At 68.1% G+C, this 16,409-nt stretch carries 14 protein-coding genes; 4 read left to right on the top strand and 10 right to left on the bottom strand.

What is annotated here, in order from left to right; translation table 11 throughout:
* Window positions 1-2 precede the first annotated feature (2 nt).
* The 4 genes from GGQ91_RS06055 to GGQ91_RS06070 all read right to left on the bottom strand — a co-directional run bounded on the left by GGQ91_RS06055 (window position 3) and on the right by GGQ91_RS06070 (window position 5,696).
* Complete coding sequence (locus tag GGQ91_RS06055; protein ID WP_043380797.1) at window positions 3-224, bottom strand: hypothetical protein; 222 nt, start codon at window positions 222-224, stop codon at window positions 3-5.
* 180 nt (window positions 225-404) lie between these two features.
* A complete protein-coding gene (locus GGQ91_RS06060; protein WP_043380799.1) occupies window positions 405-3,470 on the bottom strand; it encodes an efflux RND transporter permease subunit in 3,066 nt (1,021 codons plus the stop codon).
* Window positions 3,471-3,492: 22 nt separating this feature from the next.
* A complete protein-coding gene (locus GGQ91_RS06065) occupies window positions 3,493-4,596 on the bottom strand; it encodes an efflux RND transporter periplasmic adaptor subunit (RefSeq protein WP_053610699.1) in 1,104 nt (367 codons plus the stop codon).
* On the bottom strand, window positions 4,593-5,696 hold the full coding sequence (locus GGQ91_RS06070) for an efflux RND transporter periplasmic adaptor subunit (RefSeq protein ID WP_043380805.1): 1,104 nt from the start codon (window positions 5,694-5,696) through the stop codon (window positions 4,593-4,595). Before GGQ91_RS06070 ends, GGQ91_RS06065 begins: the two co-directional genes overlap by 4 nt.
* A 97-nt stretch (window positions 5,697-5,793) precedes the next feature.
* On the opposite strand from GGQ91_RS06070, the gene GGQ91_RS06075 reads away from it, so the two are divergent.
* A complete protein-coding gene (locus tag GGQ91_RS06075) occupies window positions 5,794-6,357 on the top strand; it encodes a TetR/AcrR family transcriptional regulator (protein ID WP_053610700.1) in 564 nt (187 codons plus the stop codon).
* A 10-nt stretch (window positions 6,358-6,367) separates the two neighbouring features.
* Here GGQ91_RS06075 and GGQ91_RS06080 read toward each other — a convergent pair whose 3' ends face one another.
* From GGQ91_RS06080 to GGQ91_RS06090, 3 genes are read right to left on the bottom strand one after another with little or no spacing between them, the layout of a single operon-like run.
* Window positions 6,368-7,432 (bottom strand): sensor histidine kinase, encoded by a 1,065-nt coding sequence (locus GGQ91_RS06080; RefSeq protein WP_051975973.1) that lies wholly within the window; start codon window positions 7,430-7,432, stop codon window positions 6,368-6,370.
* Window positions 7,429-7,842 (bottom strand): response regulator, encoded by a 414-nt coding sequence (locus GGQ91_RS06085; protein ID WP_043351430.1) that lies wholly within the window; start codon window positions 7,840-7,842, stop codon window positions 7,429-7,431. Before GGQ91_RS06085 ends, GGQ91_RS06080 begins: the two co-directional genes overlap by 4 nt.
* Before the next feature lie 36 nt (window positions 7,843-7,878).
* Complete coding sequence (locus GGQ91_RS06090) at window positions 7,879-9,765, bottom strand: MHYT domain-containing protein (protein WP_182591587.1); 1,887 nt, start codon at window positions 9,763-9,765, stop codon at window positions 7,879-7,881.
* A gap of 432 nt (window positions 9,766-10,197) precedes the next feature.
* Between GGQ91_RS06090 and GGQ91_RS06095 the strand changes: the two genes are divergently transcribed.
* A complete protein-coding gene (locus tag GGQ91_RS06095) occupies window positions 10,198-10,956 on the top strand; it encodes a hypothetical protein (protein ID WP_246410588.1) in 759 nt (252 codons plus the stop codon).
* A 5-nt stretch (window positions 10,957-10,961) separates the two neighbouring features.
* Here the strand turns inward: GGQ91_RS06095 and GGQ91_RS06100 are convergent, their stop codons facing one another.
* A complete protein-coding gene (locus GGQ91_RS06100; RefSeq protein ID WP_043380811.1) occupies window positions 10,962-11,240 on the bottom strand; it encodes a hypothetical protein in 279 nt (92 codons plus the stop codon).
* Window positions 11,241-11,687: 447 nt separating this feature from the next.
* Here GGQ91_RS06100 and frc point away from each other — a divergent pair, with 447 nt between their 5' ends.
* Both frc and GGQ91_RS06110 read left to right on the top strand, forming a co-directional pair.
* Complete coding sequence (gene frc / locus GGQ91_RS06105) at window positions 11,688-12,965, top strand: formyl-CoA transferase (protein WP_182591588.1); 1,278 nt, start codon at window positions 11,688-11,690, stop codon at window positions 12,963-12,965.
* Window positions 12,966-13,147: 182 nt separating this feature from the next.
* Window positions 13,148-14,080: a methionyl-tRNA formyltransferase gene (locus GGQ91_RS06110; protein WP_043351424.1), complete on the top strand. Its 933-nt coding sequence runs from the start codon at window positions 13,148-13,150 to the stop codon at window positions 14,078-14,080.
* A gap of 75 nt (window positions 14,081-14,155) precedes the next feature.
* On the opposite strand, the gene GGQ91_RS06115 is transcribed toward GGQ91_RS06110, so the two are convergent.
* Window positions 14,156-14,827 (bottom strand): class II aldolase/adducin family protein, encoded by a 672-nt coding sequence (locus tag GGQ91_RS06115; protein ID WP_043757949.1) that lies wholly within the window; start codon window positions 14,825-14,827, stop codon window positions 14,156-14,158.
* A gap of 100 nt (window positions 14,828-14,927) precedes the next feature.
* Window positions 14,928-16,205 (bottom strand): oxalate/formate MFS antiporter, encoded by a 1,278-nt coding sequence (gene oxlT, locus GGQ91_RS06120; RefSeq protein WP_075380389.1) that lies wholly within the window; start codon window positions 16,203-16,205, stop codon window positions 14,928-14,930.
* Between the last annotated feature and the right edge of the window lie 204 nt (window positions 16,206-16,409).

Below are 16,409 nucleotides of genomic sequence, written 5' to 3' on the forward strand. Positions count from 1 at the left end.
CGTCACTGCGGGTCCTTCACGCGGCGGCACTCGGTCTTGAGGTAGGCGGTCTTGCCGATCTCGTCGCGGCGCTCGGTGCGGGCGATGATCTCCTGCCAGCCGGTGGCGCATCCGAGCTCGTTGGCAACTCGGACCTTCCGGACCTCAAGGGCCTGGGCGTCCGTGCAGGCGTCCTGTGCCAGGCCGTTGGCGCAGACCAATACGACGGCGATGAAGGCGTTCATGGATGGGGCGGTCCTCGTTCTCGCCGCACCCTACGCGCCAAGCCACCGCAAGGTTTCCGATGACGGGCTGCGGCCCGCGATCAAGCTTTCGTCACGGTCGGCCCGCCCTGAGGGGGCGGAGGGGCGGGCCGACCGTTTCTCGCAGCACCCGCGGGCGCTGCGATCGCGTGAGCCGGGCGATCAGCCGGCGTGGGCCGCCGGTCGGGCGCCCGCATCCGGGCGGATGCGGTAGCAGCCGATGTAGAGGGCCGGCAGGAACAGGAGCGTGAGGAAAGTCGCCGCCAGGATCCCGCCGATCATGGCGAAAGCCATCGGGCCCCAGAAGACCTCCCGGGCGATCGGAATCAGGCCCAGACTCGCGGCGGCTGCCGTCAGCAGGATCGGCCGCATGCGGTGGTGGGTCGCCTCGAAGACCGCTTCCCAGGGGGCCATCCCCTCGGCCCGGAACTCCTCGATCTGGCTCACCAGGATGACCGCGTTGCGGATGATGATCCCGATCAGCGCCAGGATGCCCAGGATGGCGACGAAGCCCATCGGCTTGTCGAACAGGAGCAGCGCCGGCACGACGCCGATCAGGCCGAGCGGCGCCACGGTGAAGACGAGGATCATCCGGCCGAAGCTCTGGAGCTGCATCATCAGCAAGAACGCCATGGCGAGCAGCATGACCGGGACGACGGCCGCGATCGGGCCCTGGCCCTTGGCGGATTCCTCAACGGCGCCGCCGGTCTGGACGGTGTAGCCCTCCGGCAGCGCCTTGATGAAGGCGTCGATGCCGGGCTGCAGAGCGGCGACGATGGTGGCCGGCTGGGTCGCGTCGTGGATCGTGGCGCGCACCGTCACGGTCGGCAGACGGTCGCGGCGCCAGACGATCGGCTGCTCGAGATCGTAGCCGATCCGGGCGAAGGCGAGCACGGGGACCACGGTGCCGTTCGCGAGACCGACCTGCAGCGATTGCAGGGTGTCCAGCGAAGACCGCTCCACCGCGCGGGCGCGGCCGACGACGTTGACCAGATAGATCGAGTCCCGGACCTGCGTGATCGCCTGGCCGCCCTCGATCCCGTTGAGGATCCCGGCGACGTCCTGGCTGGTGACGCCCAGCTGACGCGCCTTGTCCTGAAGGATCTCGACCCGCAGCACCTTGCCGGGCTCGTTCCAGTCGAAGGTCGGCACGTCGAGCCGCTTGTCGCCGGCCACCACGTTGGCGAGGTCGAGCGAGAGGCGGCGCACCGTCTCCATGTTCGGGCCGCTGAGGCGGTACTGCACCGGTCGGCCTACGGGCGGTCCGAGGCTCAGGGGCTGCACCAGCACGTCGGTGCCGACGAAGTCGCGCAGGGCGATGGCCTGGAGACGCGCCATCACGCGGTCGCGCACCTCGAGCGACTTCGTGACGATGACGATCTGACCGAAGAAGGCGTTGGCGAGCTGCTGATCGAGGGGCAGGTAGAATCGGACCGCGCCCTGACCGACATAGGACGACCAGCTCGACACGTCCGGATCGCCCTTCAGGTTCGTCTCGAACCGGTCCATCTGCGCCCTGGTCTCGGCGATGGTGGCGTTCTGCGGGAGGGTGAGGTCGACCAGCACCTCGGAGCGGTCCGAGGACGGGAAGAACTGCTGCTGCACATGCCCCATCCCGACGATGGCGGCCGCCATCAGCGCGAGGCAGACCACCACCGTCGTCCAGTGCCAGCGCATGGCGACGCGCAGGGCCGCCATGAACAGGCGCGTGAAGATGCCGCGCTTCTCCGTGTGGTGCTTCATGGTCTTCGGCAGCAGCGTGACGCCGACGAGCGGGGCGAACAGAACCGCCACGACCCACGATACCAGCAGCGATGCGGCGATCACCACGAACAGCGAGTAGGTGTATTCGCCCGCGCCGGAGCCGTTGAAGCCGATCGGCAGGAAGCCCGCCACGGTCACCAGCGTTCCGGTCAGCATGGGGAACGCCGTCGACGTGTACGCGAAGGTGGCGGCCTTGCGCAGCGTGTCGCCCCGCTCCAGCCGCGCGACCATCATCTCGACGGTGATCATGGCGTCGTCGACCAGCAGGCCCAGCGCGATGATCAGCGCGCCGAGCGAGATGCGCTGCAGGGTCACGTCCATGATCTGCATGACCACGAAGACGATCGCCAGCACGAGGGGGATCGACACCGAGACGACGAGGCCGGCCCGGATGCCCAGGCTCACGAAGCTCACGGCCAGCACGATGACCACGGCCTCGACCAGCGCCTCGGTGAAGCCGCCGACCGCATGCTCGACCTGCTTGGGCTGATCCGAAACGAGGTGGACGCCGACGCCCACCGGCAGCGTCGCCTCGATCCGCCGCATGCGCTCCTTCAGCGCTTCACCGAAATGCAGCAGGTTGGCGCCCGGACGCATCGCGATGGCCAGCCCGATCGCGGGCTTGCCGTCCACCCGGAACAGGGGCGCGGGCGGATCCTCGTAGCCGCGGCTGATCTCGGCGATGTCGGCAAGACGGAAGAAGCGATCGTTCACCCGCAGATTGAAGTCCTGAAGCGAGGCTTCGGAGGCGAAGGAGCCGCTGACCCGCAGCGAAATGCGCTCCGGTCCGGCCTGAACGACCCCGGATGCCGAGACGGCGTTCTGCGCTTGAAGCGCCTTGATCAGGGCCTGGAGATCGATGCCGTAACCGGCGAGCTTCCGGGTCGAGAAGTCGAGATAGATGGTCTCGTCCTGGGTGCCGAGCAGCTGCGTCTTGCCGATATCGGGCACGCGCAGCACGTCGGTGCGGATGCTCTCCACGTAGTCGCGCAACTGCCGGTGAGTCAGGCCGTCGGCCGTGAAGGCGTAGACGTTGCCGTAGACGTCGCCGAACTCGTCGTTGAAGAACGGCCCCTGCACACCGTCCGGGAACTGGCTCTTGATATCCCCGAGACGTTTGCGAACCTGGTAGAAGGCGGGCTGGACCTCGCCCTTCTTCAGGGTGTCGCGGAAATTCACGAAGACTGTGGAGGATCCCGGGGTCGTGTAGCTGCGGACGTAGTCGAGGCCGTTGAGCTGCTGGAGTTCCTTCTCGACCCGGTCGGTGACCTGATCGAGGGTATCCTTGATGGTCGCGCCCGGCCAAGTCGTCTGCACGACCATCGTCTTGATGGTGAACGGAGGATCCTCCTCGCGGCCGAGGCGGCCATAGGCCATCACGCCCGCCACGAGCGAGACCAGCATCAGGAACCAGACGAACGAGCGGTGCTCGAGCGCCCAGTCGGAAAGGTTGAAATCCTTCACGCGAAAACCCCGTGCGGCCGGATCAGACGGCGCCGTTGGCCAGGCGCACGGCCTGGCCTTCCTTGAGGACATGGACCCCCGCGACCACGACGCGTTCGCCGGCCTTCAGCCCATCGACGACCGCGATGCGACCGTCCTCCGCGTTGTCCCGCGCCGCCGCTACGGTCACGTCGCGACGCGACACGGACTTCCCGTCGGCGGACACGACCCAGACCGAGCGGCGGCCGCCGTCCTCGAGCAGTGCCGATGCCGGCAGCAGCACGGTGGGCGAGACATTCCGCATCAGCGACACGTTGATGGTCGCGCCGAGCCGGAAGGCCGGGCCGGGCTGGTCGAGGCTGATCCGGATGCGCTTGGAGCGCGTCCCCGATTCGGCGAGCGGCGCGATCTCGCGGACGCGCCCGCGCGCCGTGAGCTCCGGGGCGCTCTGGAGCGCGACGGTGAAGACGCCGTCCGCCGGCAGCGCTCCGACATAGACCTCGGGAATGTCGACCACGGCCTCGCGGACGTCCGGCCGCGCCACGGTCACGACACCCTGGCCGGCGGTGAGCACCTGGCCGACTTCGGCGAGGCGCTGGGTCACGACACCGTCGAACTCGGCCTTCAGCTCGGTGTAGCCCATCTGGTCGCGGGCCTTCTGCAGGCTGGACAAGGCCTGGTCCACCCGCGCCCGGGCCGTCTCGCGCTTGGCAACCGCTTGGTCGAGCGTGGCCTGGGCGACGCTGTTGCCCGACATCAGGCGCCGGGTCCGCGCCTCGGCGGCCTCGGCGTTCTCGGCCTGCGCCTTCGCATCGGCGAGGTCCGCCTCGGCACGGGTCAGGTCGAAGCGTGTCACGATGGTGTCCAGGGCCGCGAGGCGCTGGCCCCGGGTGACGAGGTCGCCGATCGTCACGTCCCGCGCCACCATGCGGCCGGGAATCTGGAAGCCGAGCTGCGCCTGATAGCGCGGCTCGATCGTGCCGGCGAAGGGCCCGAACATGACGGTGTCGCTCGGCACGACCACCTGCGTGAGCACCGGACGTATCGGGGCCGCTGCCGCGGCTTCGCCGCCCTCCTCGCCGTGTCCGTTGCAGGCCGCCAGCGCTGCCGCGACGAGGCTCAGGGCGAGATACGTGTGCGCCTTCACGGGCGAGCTCCGATCTCGGCGGCCGCGACGGTCTGACCGGGGCGCAGGAACTGGATGCCGGCGACGACCACGCGCTCGCCCGGCTCGACGCCGCGCTTCAGCGCGATGATGTCGGGCCCGAAGCGGTCGATCTCGACGGCGCGGACCGAGACTGTCCGCCGGTCGGGGTCGTAGATCCAGACGGACGGTTGCCCGTCGTAGCGGTACAGCGCCGACCAGGGCAGGATCACCGCTTCATGGGGCGCGAAGCGTCCGCGGCCGACCACGACGGCACCCAGCCCCATCGCGGCCGGAGTCGATTTGAGTCCGATCTTGACCCGGACGGTGCCGCTCGCCGCATCCACCGTCGGCGAGATCTCGCGCACGGTCCCGACCGCGGTGATCGCCGGATCCGACTGGAGCGCGACCGCGATGGTGTCGCCCGCCGGCGGCTGGGCCAGCAGCGATTCGTAGACATTGAAGACCGCATCCCGGGGGCCGTCCTGCGCAATCACGAGAACGGTCTGCCCCGATTGGACCACCTGGCCGACCTCGAAGCTCCGGCTGGTCACGACACCGGCCACGCCGGCGCGCAGTTCCGTATAGGAGAACTGCTCCTGCGCGGTTCCCAAAGCGGCCTTCGCCGAATCGACGGCCGCCTGTGTCGTGCGCAGCTCCTGCTCGGCATTGTCGTAGGTCGAGCGCGTGGTGAAGCCGCCGGCAAGAAGTTGCTTCTGACGCTCGAAGGACATCTTGGCCTGGGTCAGGAGTGCCTCGGCCGAAGCGAGGGCGGCTTTCGCGTTGTCGAGATTCGCCTGCTGGGTCAGCGGCTCGAGAACGGCGAGGACCTGATTGGCGGTGACGTGATCCCCGACCTCGACCCGCCGCTCGGCCACCTTGCCGTTGGTCCGGAACGAGACGTTGACCTGCGCCTGGGCCTGGATGTCGCCGGTCACCACGACCTCGAGCGCCTGGGGCGTACGGCGTGCCTGCACCACCCGCACGCGCGCCATCGCGGGATCGAGCGCGGCGTCCGGTTCGGCCCGTGCGCACCCGATCGACGCGAGCGCGGTTAACACCAGTACAACGGATGGGGGTGGACGGAAGACGATGCGGCTCATGCGATCGACCGTGTCGGCGCGGCTCGTGCGAAATGCGTGGCGCGTTCCTACGCCATCCGTTACATACCGTCCAGACGGTTTTTAGTGCAGGTCAGCGATGCAGGTGAAGCGACAACGGCTGGCGGCCCGGCCCGAAATCATCCTTGAGGCCGCCGCCGCGGTGCTGCTCAAGGCGGGCGTGCGGGGGTTGACGATCGACGCGGTTGCCGCCGAGGCCGGGCTGAGCAAAGGCGGGGTTCTGCACCATTATGCGTCGAAGGATGCGTTGGTGGTGGCTCTGGTCGCCCGAAAGCTTGCGGATGTGCGCGAGGAGATCGCGGCATGCGCTGCGGCGATCCCCGCCGGCCCGTCTCAGTTCCCGAAGGCGATGGTGGCGCATGTGCGCGGGCATTATTGCGAGGACAACGAATCCGCGCGCGCACTCCTGCTGGCCTCGATGGAGTCGCCGGAGGCGCAGAAGGGGTTCCAGGCCTTCGTGGTGGATCAGCTGGATCAGCTCGGTCAGATCGACGGCGCCCGTCCGGGCGAGGGTTCCGTCCTGTTCTTCGCGATCCTCGGCCTGTTCATGAGTCGGGCCCTGGGCTTCCACCAGCTCGGCGAGGATTCGCTCGTGCCGATGCTCGACGCCCTCGATCGTATCGCGAGCCGGACCGACGGCTGAGATTGCGCGCTCAGACCTGAAAGGCGAGAACCGCCCGCGTGCCCGGAGATCCGGGAGCATACGACAATGCCGAGCGCAGGTTCGACGCCATCGCCCGCACGATCCGTGAGCCGAGCCCGGTGCCGCGGATCTCACCCTCTCCGGTCCAGCCGATTCCATCATCCTCGACGGCGAGCCGCACGGTGTCGGCGGCATCGCACTCGATCGCCACGCGGATCTCGCCCGACGTGCCGACCGGATAGGCGTACTTGTACGCGTTGGTGACGAGTTCGGTTACGACCACGCCCACCGAGACAGCCTTGTCCGTCGAGAGGCGCACGGGCGCCGCCCGGAGCCGGATGGCATGATCCCGCCCGCTCGCCCGCATGGCCGCCTGCAATTCCTCGACGAGGCTCTGCAGGTAGGCGTCGAGCTCCACGGACTCGACGTCGTCCGAGGTGTAGAGGCGCCGATGGATCCCGGCGATCGCCGAGATCCGGGCCTGCATCTCGTCGAGCGCAGCCTTGGCAGCCGAATCCGTGACGGCGTTGCGCTGCATATGCGCAAGGGCCGCGACGAGGGCCAGGGAATTGGCGACGCGATGGTTGACCTCGCGCAGAAGCAGTTCGGCGCGGTCGCGCGCCTCACGCACCTCCGCTTCGGCGCGTTCCTTGTCGCGCCGCAGGCTCTCCTGCCGCAGCGCCGTGGCGACGGCCTCGCCCAGCAGCTCCCGGAACTGCCCCTGAACGTCTTTCCAGACGTAGTCGACCGCGCCGGCCTTCAAGGCCGCGACGGCGACGCGGCTGTCCTCGGAGCCCGTCACGTAGATGACCGGGGGCGCCTCAGGCAGGGCACGGATTTCCGGCAGCAGATCGAGGCCGGTCTGGCCGGGCATGTGATGGTCCAGGGCGACGGCATCGATACCGCCCTGCGCCAGCCGTGCCAGCCCCGCGGCGCCGTCGGGACAGATCTCGACCGCGTAGCCCCGGGCCTCCAGGGCGCGCCGGACCAAGCGACCGAGGCCTGGATCGTCGTCGATGTAGAGGATGCGTGCCGCCGCGGCGGTCCCGTCCCCGCTGACACGCCCGGTGCTCATGGGTTCTGGGGAACCTGCATGACCGAGAAGAACAATCCGAGCTGACGGATCGCGTTCGCGAAGCCGTCATAGCTGACCGGCTTGGTGATGTAGACGTTGGCCCCGAGATCGTAGCAGCGCTGGATCTCGCGGCTGTCATCCGTGGTGGTCAGCACAACCACCGGGGAGCGCCGCGTATGCGGGTTCGCCTTGACCTTCTCCAGGATGTCGAGGCCGGTCATGTCGGGCAGGTTGAGATCGAGCAGGATCAGCAGATGCCGCCGGGCACTCGCCTCGCCGGTGCCGTCCGCGCCGAACAGGTAGTCCAGCGCCGAGGTGCCGTTCCGGAACGGGACGATCTCGTTGTTGACGCCGGCGCGACGGATGTTGCGCTCGATGAGGCGCGCATGTCCCTCGTCATCCTCGATCATCACGATGCTGACAGGATGCACGGGCGGGCTCCACGCTCATTCGGCGGCGATGGGCGCCGGTTCGGGGTCTATCTGGACCGCTGTAGCCGGAGCGCGGGGCAAGGTCACGTCGAACGTCGTGCCGACGCCGAGTTCCGAACGGACCTCGATCCGGCCGCCGAACGAGCGCACCAGGGCTTTGACGTGGGCCAAGCCTATCCCATCGCCCGGGCGATCCTGCAGGCCGGAGCGTCGAAAGAGTTCGAAGACGCGGGCATGATCCCGTGCGGCGATCCCCCGGCCGTTATCGGCGACGGAGAAACAAACCCGCCGGTCTCCGACGGCCGTGGCGGTCACGGTCACGCGTCCCGGCCGGCCGGGGTCGAGATACTTCACGGCGTTGTCCAGCAGGTTCCCGAAGACCTGCTCGACGGCCACGCGATCGGCGACGATCGTCGGCAGGTCGGGGGCGATCGTCACGGTGGCGCCCGTGGCCTCCGTCTGGTGCCTCTGAGCGTCCGCCACGTCGCGCAGCAGATTCGTCATGTCGAGGCGCTCGGGGGAGAATTGCCGCCGCCCTTCTCGGGAGAGCTTCAGGATGGCGGCGATCAGCCCTTCCATCCGGTTCACCGCCGCCTTGATGAAGCCGAGCGCCTCGGCGAGATCGCCGTCGAGCCGCTCCGCCTCCGGGTGCCCGCGAAGGGCTGCCTGGATCTCGGTCCGGGTCGCCTCCAGCTCGCTGGTGAAACCCATGACGTTGACGAGCGGCGCGCGCAGGTCATGGCTCACGATATAGGCGTAGCGCTGGATCTCCTCGTTGGACTCGCGCAGATCGGCTTCGGCCTGCCTCTGTTCGGTGATGTCCGTATGGACGCCGACCCATTCCCGGATCGCGCCGCGTGCATCGAGCACCGGAATGGCGCGGATTGCGAAATGTCGCCATGATCCGTCGCGGGACCGGACCCGGTGTTCGTGGACGTAGGTTTGTCGCGCCCGGACGGTTGCGTTCCAGCTCTCGATGGAGGCCTGCACGTCGTCCGGATGCACCGCGTCGGCCCAGCCGTAGCCCTGGTACTCCGCCCGCGTCTGGCCGGTGATCGCGCTCCAGCCGGGCTGGTCGCCGAGCATCCGGCCTTCGGCATCGTTGGTCCACAGGACGCCACGCACGGCCTGCACCGCGGCTCGAAACCGTGCCTCGCTCGCCAGCAATTCGCGTTGCACCCGCTGCTGGTCCAGGGACGAGGCGAGGATCGCCAGGAACAGGATGAGGAAGGTCGCGCCGGCGACGTAGAGCGCGAGATTCTGCTGGCCCTGTACGCTCGTCATCGCATGGGCGGCGTGGGGGCCGCCTTCATCGACGGTGATCGTCGCGGCGGCCATGCCGGTGTAGTGCATGCCGGCCACGGCAACCCCCATGACGCAGGCCGCGACAAGCTTCTGCCAGACGCCGTGCTGGTGAAACGAGAGCCACAAGGCCGCGGTCGCCGCGGTCACGGCGATCGCCACCGAGAGCGCGACCATGGGCCGATTGTAGGAAAGGTCGCCGGGGATCCGAAGCGCCGCCATGCCGGTGTAGTGCATGCCGGCGACCCCCAGACCCATCAGCACGCCCGCCACGAGGATGCTGCCGAGCCCCTCCCCGGTCCGCTCCACCCACAGAAAGCCGGCGCCGGTGGCCGCGACGGCGATCGCGAGGGACAGGAGGGTCAGGCCGATGTCGTAGGTGGTGGGCATGCCGGTTTCGAAGGCCAACATGCCGACGAAATGCATCGACCAGATGCCGCCGCCCATGGCGAGCGCAGCGCCGGTGATCCACGGCCAGCGGGGGCCCGCCGCGACGGGCCCTCGGATGCGACTGCCCAGATCCAGCGCTGTGTAGGACGCAAAGATGGAGAGGCCGATCGACAGGGCGACGAGCGCCGGATTGTAGCCTGTATGGACCATCGACTGGGATCGACGTGTGGAGCGCGCAGATCGGGATGTATCCTGAGCCCTGGAAGCGCGCCATCGGGAATCGAAGGCACCGTGGTCTCCCGCAGCCAGGATCGTGAGCGCGGGGCCGACCTGCCGGTCGGCTGCGGCTGGCGCGGCGTGGCGGAAGCCCGGGCCTTCCCGTCGCCGCGGCGATCGCGCATTGTCCCGCGCGGCGGCCTTCGGCCTGTCCCGACAGGTTGCGGCAAGCAGGAGGAGCGACGATCCATCGTGGCCCCCGCCCGAGCCGAAGATCCGCCAGCCTGACGCGGGTTCGCGGTGGAGGGGGGAGCCAAGATGCGGGCCCCATCCGGGCAAGCCGACGGCCGGGCCCCGACCGACCCTGGGCGCCGCCGCCGGCGCGCCCATAGACTGCGTAGAAAAATCCGCGTTCGCCAGACCGCGATGGCCTCATCGGTCGCGCGCGCGCGTTCTAGAGTTCCGTCGATCGCTCATCGCGAATGCAGGTTCATGAACGGACACGCTGCGGCACGACTTCCGGACGACCTGCGCGACGCCCTGGCGCGGACCCTTTACGATCACGACCGTCCGGCGGGCGAGGCGTGCGCGGGCTGGGAGGCCGCGGATTTCGAGAGCCGTCACCCGGGTCTGCGCGAGCGCTATCGCCGCTCCGCCGACGCCCTTGCCGACGGCCCGCTCGCCGAATGGCTTCTGAGCCGCCTCGCCGACGAGGAAGAGTTGCGGGTGCTGCGTCGGCAGCGGATGTCGCCGGAGCGGGAGCGCGAGCTTCTGGAGGCCAACAACCGTCTTCTCGCGCGCGCTGAAACGGCCGAAGCGGCCCGGGAGGCGGCCGAGGGAGCGTTCGCCACGCTCCGCCGCGAGCGCGACGTCGCCCGGGAGGCGGAGGCGTTCTGGCAGCAATTCGCTTTCGATGCCGACGATCTCGCGACCCGCCGCCTCATCGAGCAGACGGATGCGCGCGCCGAGGCCGAGCGCCGGGCCATCGCGGAACGGTGCCGCAGGGAGCGCGCGGAGGCGGCGTTGCGCCTGTTCGCCGACCGCGCCGACGTGATGCCGAAGGAAGGCTGGGCCTCGGAACTGGCCCAGGCCAATCGCGACATACCGCTCTGGTGGTTTCACGCGGCGCGCGTCGCCCTGGACCCGCCGGATCTCTCCCGGCCAGCCGAAGACGGAGAGGGTTGAGACCCTCAGGCGGCGGCGGACTGCTTGGCGGACTGGTCTCGGAACAGCGCCGTGCATCCGGAACCGCGGTGCATGCTCAGGATCGACGCGCGGTCGATCTCCGGGTGCGACTTGAGCACGTTCTGGACGCAGGCCAGGACACGCTCGTACTGCGCGGCATCGTAGTTCGGCTCGAGCGGACTGACCGCGATGTAGGTCTCCACGACGAGGACGCGCTCGGCGCGGTCTCGGGCGACGTCGACGGCGATCCAGGAGGATTTGATCAGGCTGGTGCTGGCGAGCATGGGCGTTCCTCGTGCAGCGTTGCGACTTTAATCCCGCGGCGGCGGGCCAATTTTGGCGAAATCATGGACCGCCCGGCCGCGAATGCCAAGGGGCGCTCCCACTTGGTCCGAGGCTGCAAGCTGTCTGTTGAGCGCCGCGTCTGGCCGGCTTACGCTTCGTCACGGGCCGCCATAGGCCCGATCCACAATCGGCACTCGCATCCGGCGAATGGCATGTGGTATACAAATTCGAGGACTCGTCACCCAGGGTCCGAGTGACGGTGTCGCGACACGACGAGACCGCGCATTGGGAGGGATAGCAGACATGATCCGTTCGAGGATGAGAGGTCCCTGCCCCGGCGTCGCGCGTTGCCCGTCACCGACCCGTGCAGGCAGCTTGCCGGCATTCCGCGCGGCCTGAGCCGCCCTCCGACATTCCCGAATCCGACTCCAGCTCCGAGACCGATCATGACCAAGGCCCTCGAAGGCGTCCGCATCCTGGACTTCACCCACGTTCAATCCGGCCCGACCTGCACGCAGCTCCTGGCTTGGTTCGGTGCAGACGTCATCAAGGTGGAACGGCCGGGTGTCGGCGACGCCACGCGTCAGCAGCTTCAGGACATTCCTGACGTGGACAGCCTCTATTTCACGATGCTGAACCACAACAAGCGCTCGATCACGCTGGATTCGAAGAATCCGAAGGGCAAGGAGGTCCTCTGGCGCCTCATCAAGGAATGCGACGTCCTGGTCGAGAACTTCGCACCCGGCGCGCTCGCCCGCATGGGCCTCACCTGGGAGAAGATCCACGAGGCCAACCCGCGCATGATCCTGGCCTCCGTGAAGGGCTTCGGTCCCGGCCGCTACGAGGACTGCAAAGTCTACGAGAACGTCGCGCAATGCGCCGGCGGCTCGGCCTCGACCACGGGTTTCCGGGACGGTATCCCGATGGTGACGGGTGCGCAGATCGGTGATTCCGGAACGGGTCTGCACCTCGCGCTCGGCATCGTCACGGCGCTGTATCACCGGACCCAGAGCGGCCTCGGCCAGAAGGTCGACTGCGCGATGCAGGACGGCGTGCTCAACCTGTGCCGGGTGAAGCTGCGCGATCAGCAGAGGCTCGAGCACGGGCCGCTGAAGGAATACAGCCAGTTCGGTGAAGGCATCCCGTTCGGCGAGGCGACCCCGCGCGCCGGCAACGATTCCGGCGGCGGTCAGCCGGGCCGCATCCTGCGCTGCAGGGGCTGGGAGCAGGATCCGAACGCCTACATCTACGTGATCACCCAGGCCGCCGTGTGGGAGCCGATCTGCGACATCATCGGCGAGCCGAGCTGGAAGACCGACCCGAACTACGCCACGCCGAAGGCCCGACTGCCGCATCTCAACGAGATCTTCACGCGGATCGAGGCGTGGACGATGAAGGTGTCCAAGTTCGAGGTGATGGACACGCTGAACAAGTACGACATCCCCTGCGGCCCGATCCTGTCCATGAAGGAGATCGCCGAGGACGAGTCGCTGCGGAAGACCGGCACGATCGTGGAGGTCGACCATCCGACGCGCGGCAAGTACCTGACGGTGGGCAATCCCATCAAGCTGTCGGCGAGCCCGAGCGACGTGAAGCGCTCCCCGCTGCTCGGTGAGCATACCGAGGAGATCCTGCGCAGCGTGCTGGGCTATTCCGAGGCCGAGGTCGGTGAAATCTCCGAGTCCGGCGCGATCGGCGTCGTTCAGAAGATCGCCGCAGAGTGAGCGGCGTGCGGCGATCCCGGGCTCCGGCCTGGGTTCGCCGCCGTCGTGTCCGGGGCCGCACCGTCCCGGACTTCGGATGACGCCGTCCGACCAACGGGGCACGACCGCTCGCCGCCGCGCCCCGCGCTCCGACCGTCCCTTTCCCGGGCCGCCATGGGCCCGGTCGAAGCCCAGGAGATTGCATGCGCATCGCCTTCATCGGCCAACAGGATTTCGGCAAGGCGGTCCTGGAGGCGTTCCTCAAGCGAGGCGATGAGGTCGCCGCGGTGTTCTGCGCGCCCGAGAAGCCCGGCGCCAAGCCGGACGTCCTCAAGACCGCGGCGGTCGAGAAGGGGTTGACCGTCTTCCAGTTCCCCAGCCTGAAGAGTCCCGAGGCCGAGGCCGCGATGCGCGGGCTCGATGCCGACATCGGCATCATGGCCTACGTGCTGCAATTCGCGCCCCAGAGCTTCGTCAATATCCCGAAGCACGGCACCATCCAGTATCATCCGAGCCTGCTGCCGCGGTATCGCGGCCCGTCCTCGATCAACTGGCCGATCGCCCGCGGCGAGCTGCAGACCGGCCTTACGATCTTCCGGCCCACCGACGGGCTCGATGAAGGGCCGGTGATCCTGCAGAAGACCTGCCCGATCGGCGCCGATGCGACGCTGGGCGACGTCTACTTCGACAACCTGTTCCCGATGGGCGTCGAGGCGATGCTCGAGGCGGCCGATCTCGTCGTTGCGGGAGAGCATGTCGAGATTGACCAGGATGAGGATGCCGCCAGCTACGAGGGCTGGTTCCGGGGGGCGGAGGCGGAGATCCACTGGTCCGCTCATGCCGAGCAGATCTACAACCTGATCCGCGCGGCCAATCCGGCGCCGGGCGCCTGGACGACGCTCGACGGCAAGAAGCTCCAGATCTTCGATTCGACCCTGCATCGGGTCCGTAAGCTCGCCGATGTCGTGGGCAAGCCCGGCGAGGTGATCGCCATCGACGACGCGGGGTTCAGCGTCTGCGCGCAGGGCGGCCGGATCGAGATTCGCAAGGTCAAGGCGGAGGGCGGCAAGAAGATCGCGGCCGCTGCATTCGCCCAGGAGGTCGGGCTGGCGGTCGGGCAGGTGCTCGGGCGATAGGATGCCCGCGCCGGCGGTGGAGCGCATCCGACCTTAGACGGCGCGGCGCCCGACCGATCCCGCGGGGCCTCTCGGCTACGCGGTCGTTGAGCCTGTGCTCCCCGCCGCATTCAGCCCATAGCCGCGAAAGCGCTCGACGGTGATGCCGATCTCTTCGTCGGACAGGACGATCGGCGTCCCGATCTGCCGCGCGACGGCGTATTGCTGGCAGAGGGTCTCCAGCTCGACGGCGAGCCAGAGGGCCTTCTCCAGATCGGTGCCGGCCGCGATCATGCCGTGGTTGGCGAGGAGGCAGACGTTGCGATCGGCCAGCGCCGTCAGGGCCAGGTCCGAGAGTTCAGCGGTGCCATAGGGCGCATACGGCGCGCAGCGCACGCTCGGGCCTCCGAAGGCGGCGATCATGTAATGGATCGCCGGTATCGCCTGACCGCACATGGCGAAAGCGGTGCAGTAGACCGGATGTGCGTGGACCACCGCACCGAATTCCGGACGGGACACCAGAATGTCCCGATGGAAGCGCCATTCCGAAGAGGGCTTCTGATCCGGCGGGTGGGTGCCGTCGAATGCCATCGGGACCACATCGTCCGGTCCCGTCCTGTCGGTGGGCATGCCGGAGGGTGTGATCAGGAGCCCATCGCGGAACCGCACCGAGACGTTCCCCGACGTCCCGCGGTTCAGCCCCTGGGCGTCGAGCGCCCGTGCCGCCGCCACGACGCTCTCCCGCGCGATCCGCTCGTCCCTATCCATACCCGATCTCCGGAAAGTCCGGTCCCCGGTATGCAGGAAGCCCGGCGCCGTAAAGACGGCGCCGGACTCATTCTCGTCGGTTCGTGTCGCCTGGACCGCGCTACTGGGCCAGGACCGGCGCGAGGCTCGCCTCGGGCTTCTTGGTATAGGCGGCCCGCATCGGCTTCAGGACGAAGAGCGCCAGCAGAGCCGCGACGATGTTGAGGGCCGCTGCCGCCAGGAACACCGCGTGCCAGCTCCCGGTCATGGTCGTGAGCACGCTGGTATAGGGGACGATCAGCGCCGCCGTGCCCTTGGCCGTATAGAGCAGGCCGGCATTGGTGGCGGCGTATTTCGACCCGAACGTGTCTCCGCAGGTCGCCGGGAACAGGGAGTAGATCTCACCCCAGGCAAAGAACACGAGACCGGTCAGAAGCACGAAGGCGATCGGGTTCTGGCCGAACTGGCTGAGCGCGTAGATGCCCAGGCCTTCGATCGCGAAGGACAGGAACATCGTGTTCTCGCGGCCGATATGGTCGGAGACCCAGCCGAAGAACGGACGCGTCACGCCGTTGAGCACCCGGTCGAGCGTGGCCGCGAAGGTCAGCGCCGGCAGCGTGATCCCGAGCAGCGAGACCGGAACGTCGGCGATCTTGAAGTCCTTGGCGATCGGGCCGAGCTGCGCGGTCGCCATCAGGCCGCCGGCCGCCATCATGACGAACATCGCGTACATGACCCAGAAGATCGGCGTGCGGACCATCTCGGAGGGCTTGTAGTCGCGCTTCGACTGGCTGACCCGGGCGATCTCCGGAACCTGCCCCTTCGCGGGCGACCGCAGGAACAGGGCGATGAGCATCACGATGACGCCCTGCCCGATACCGAAGTAGAAGAACGCCGCCTCGTAGCCCTGCGACTTGATCATGGCCTGGATCGGCACGACGGTCAGGGCCGAGCCCGCGCCGAAGCCCATCGCGGTGATGCCCGCGGCGAGGCCGCGTCGGTCGGGAAACCACTTCAGCGAATTGCCGACGCAGGTTCCGTAGACCGCACCGGCGCCGGTGCCGCCGATCGCGGCCGCGATGTACAGCACGGTGAGCGAGTCGGCGTAGGAGTTGATCACCCAGGCGATGCCGCAGAGCAGGCCGCCGAACAGCGTGACGATCCGCGGGCCATACTTGTCGACAAACCAGCCCTCGATCGGGACCAGCCACGTCTCGGTGACGACGAACAGCGTGAACGCCACCTGGATCGCCGCGCGATCCCAGCCGTGCCGCTCCTGCATCGGGTTCACGAAGAAGGTCCAACCGTACTGCATGTTGGCGATCATGCACATGCAGACGACGCCGAAGGCGAGTTGCAGCCAGCGGCCACGCCCCGCCGGTTTGACGATCTCGGACATACTCATCCCTCCTTGGCAGTATTATTGTTGGGGTCTGTGCTCAGACCGGCTGTATGCCCTGCCGCGGCCCAGCTTGGCAGAACAAGATGACCGGGATTCTTCGAAAAATTCTTGGCCCGCAGGCAAATAAAGTCTCAAGTACTCGAGCATCCGCATTGGACTCAGCAGCGCGGGACTGATGGTCGACGGTATGCCAGCAGGATG

The sequence above is a fragment of the Methylobacterium fujisawaense genome (genome assembly GCF_014138435.1).
In the GTDB taxonomy this organism is placed as follows: domain Bacteria; phylum Pseudomonadota; class Alphaproteobacteria; order Rhizobiales; family Beijerinckiaceae; genus Methylobacterium; species Methylobacterium fujisawaense.

What these genes read in the sequence shown, in the direction of transcription:
- GGQ91_RS06055 (WP_043380797.1), bottom strand. Translation starts at nt 224, where the DNA reads ATGAACGCCTTCATCGCCGTCGTATTGGTCTGCGCCAACGGCCTGGCA.
- GGQ91_RS06070 (WP_043380805.1), bottom strand. Translation starts at nt 5,696, where the DNA reads ATGAGCCGCATCGTCTTCCGTCCACCCCCATCCGTTGTACTGGTGTTA.
- GGQ91_RS06075 (WP_053610700.1), top strand. Translation starts at nt 5,794, where the DNA reads ATGCAGGTGAAGCGACAACGGCTGGCGGCCCGGCCCGAAATCATCCTT.
- GGQ91_RS06080 (WP_051975973.1), bottom strand. Translation starts at nt 7,432, where the DNA reads ATGAGCACCGGGCGTGTCAGCGGGGACGGGACCGCCGCGGCGGCACGC.
- GGQ91_RS06085 (WP_043351430.1), bottom strand. Translation starts at nt 7,842, where the DNA reads ATGATCGAGGATGACGAGGGACATGCGCGCCTCATCGAGCGCAACATC.
- GGQ91_RS06090 (WP_182591587.1), bottom strand. Translation starts at nt 9,765, where the DNA reads ATGGTCCATACAGGCTACAATCCGGCGCTCGTCGCCCTGTCGATCGGC.
- GGQ91_RS06095 (WP_246410588.1), top strand. Translation starts at nt 10,198, where the DNA reads ATGGCCTCATCGGTCGCGCGCGCGCGTTCTAGAGTTCCGTCGATCGCT.
- GGQ91_RS06100 (WP_043380811.1), bottom strand. Translation starts at nt 11,240, where the DNA reads ATGCTCGCCAGCACCAGCCTGATCAAATCCTCCTGGATCGCCGTCGAC.
- frc (WP_182591588.1), top strand. Translation starts at nt 11,688, where the DNA reads ATGACCAAGGCCCTCGAAGGCGTCCGCATCCTGGACTTCACCCACGTT.
- GGQ91_RS06110 (WP_043351424.1), top strand. Translation starts at nt 13,148, where the DNA reads ATGCGCATCGCCTTCATCGGCCAACAGGATTTCGGCAAGGCGGTCCTG.
- GGQ91_RS06115 (WP_043757949.1), bottom strand. Translation starts at nt 14,827, where the DNA reads ATGGATAGGGACGAGCGGATCGCGCGGGAGAGCGTCGTGGCGGCGGCA.
- oxlT (WP_075380389.1), bottom strand. Translation starts at nt 16,205, where the DNA reads ATGTCCGAGATCGTCAAACCGGCGGGGCGTGGCCGCTGGCTGCAACTC.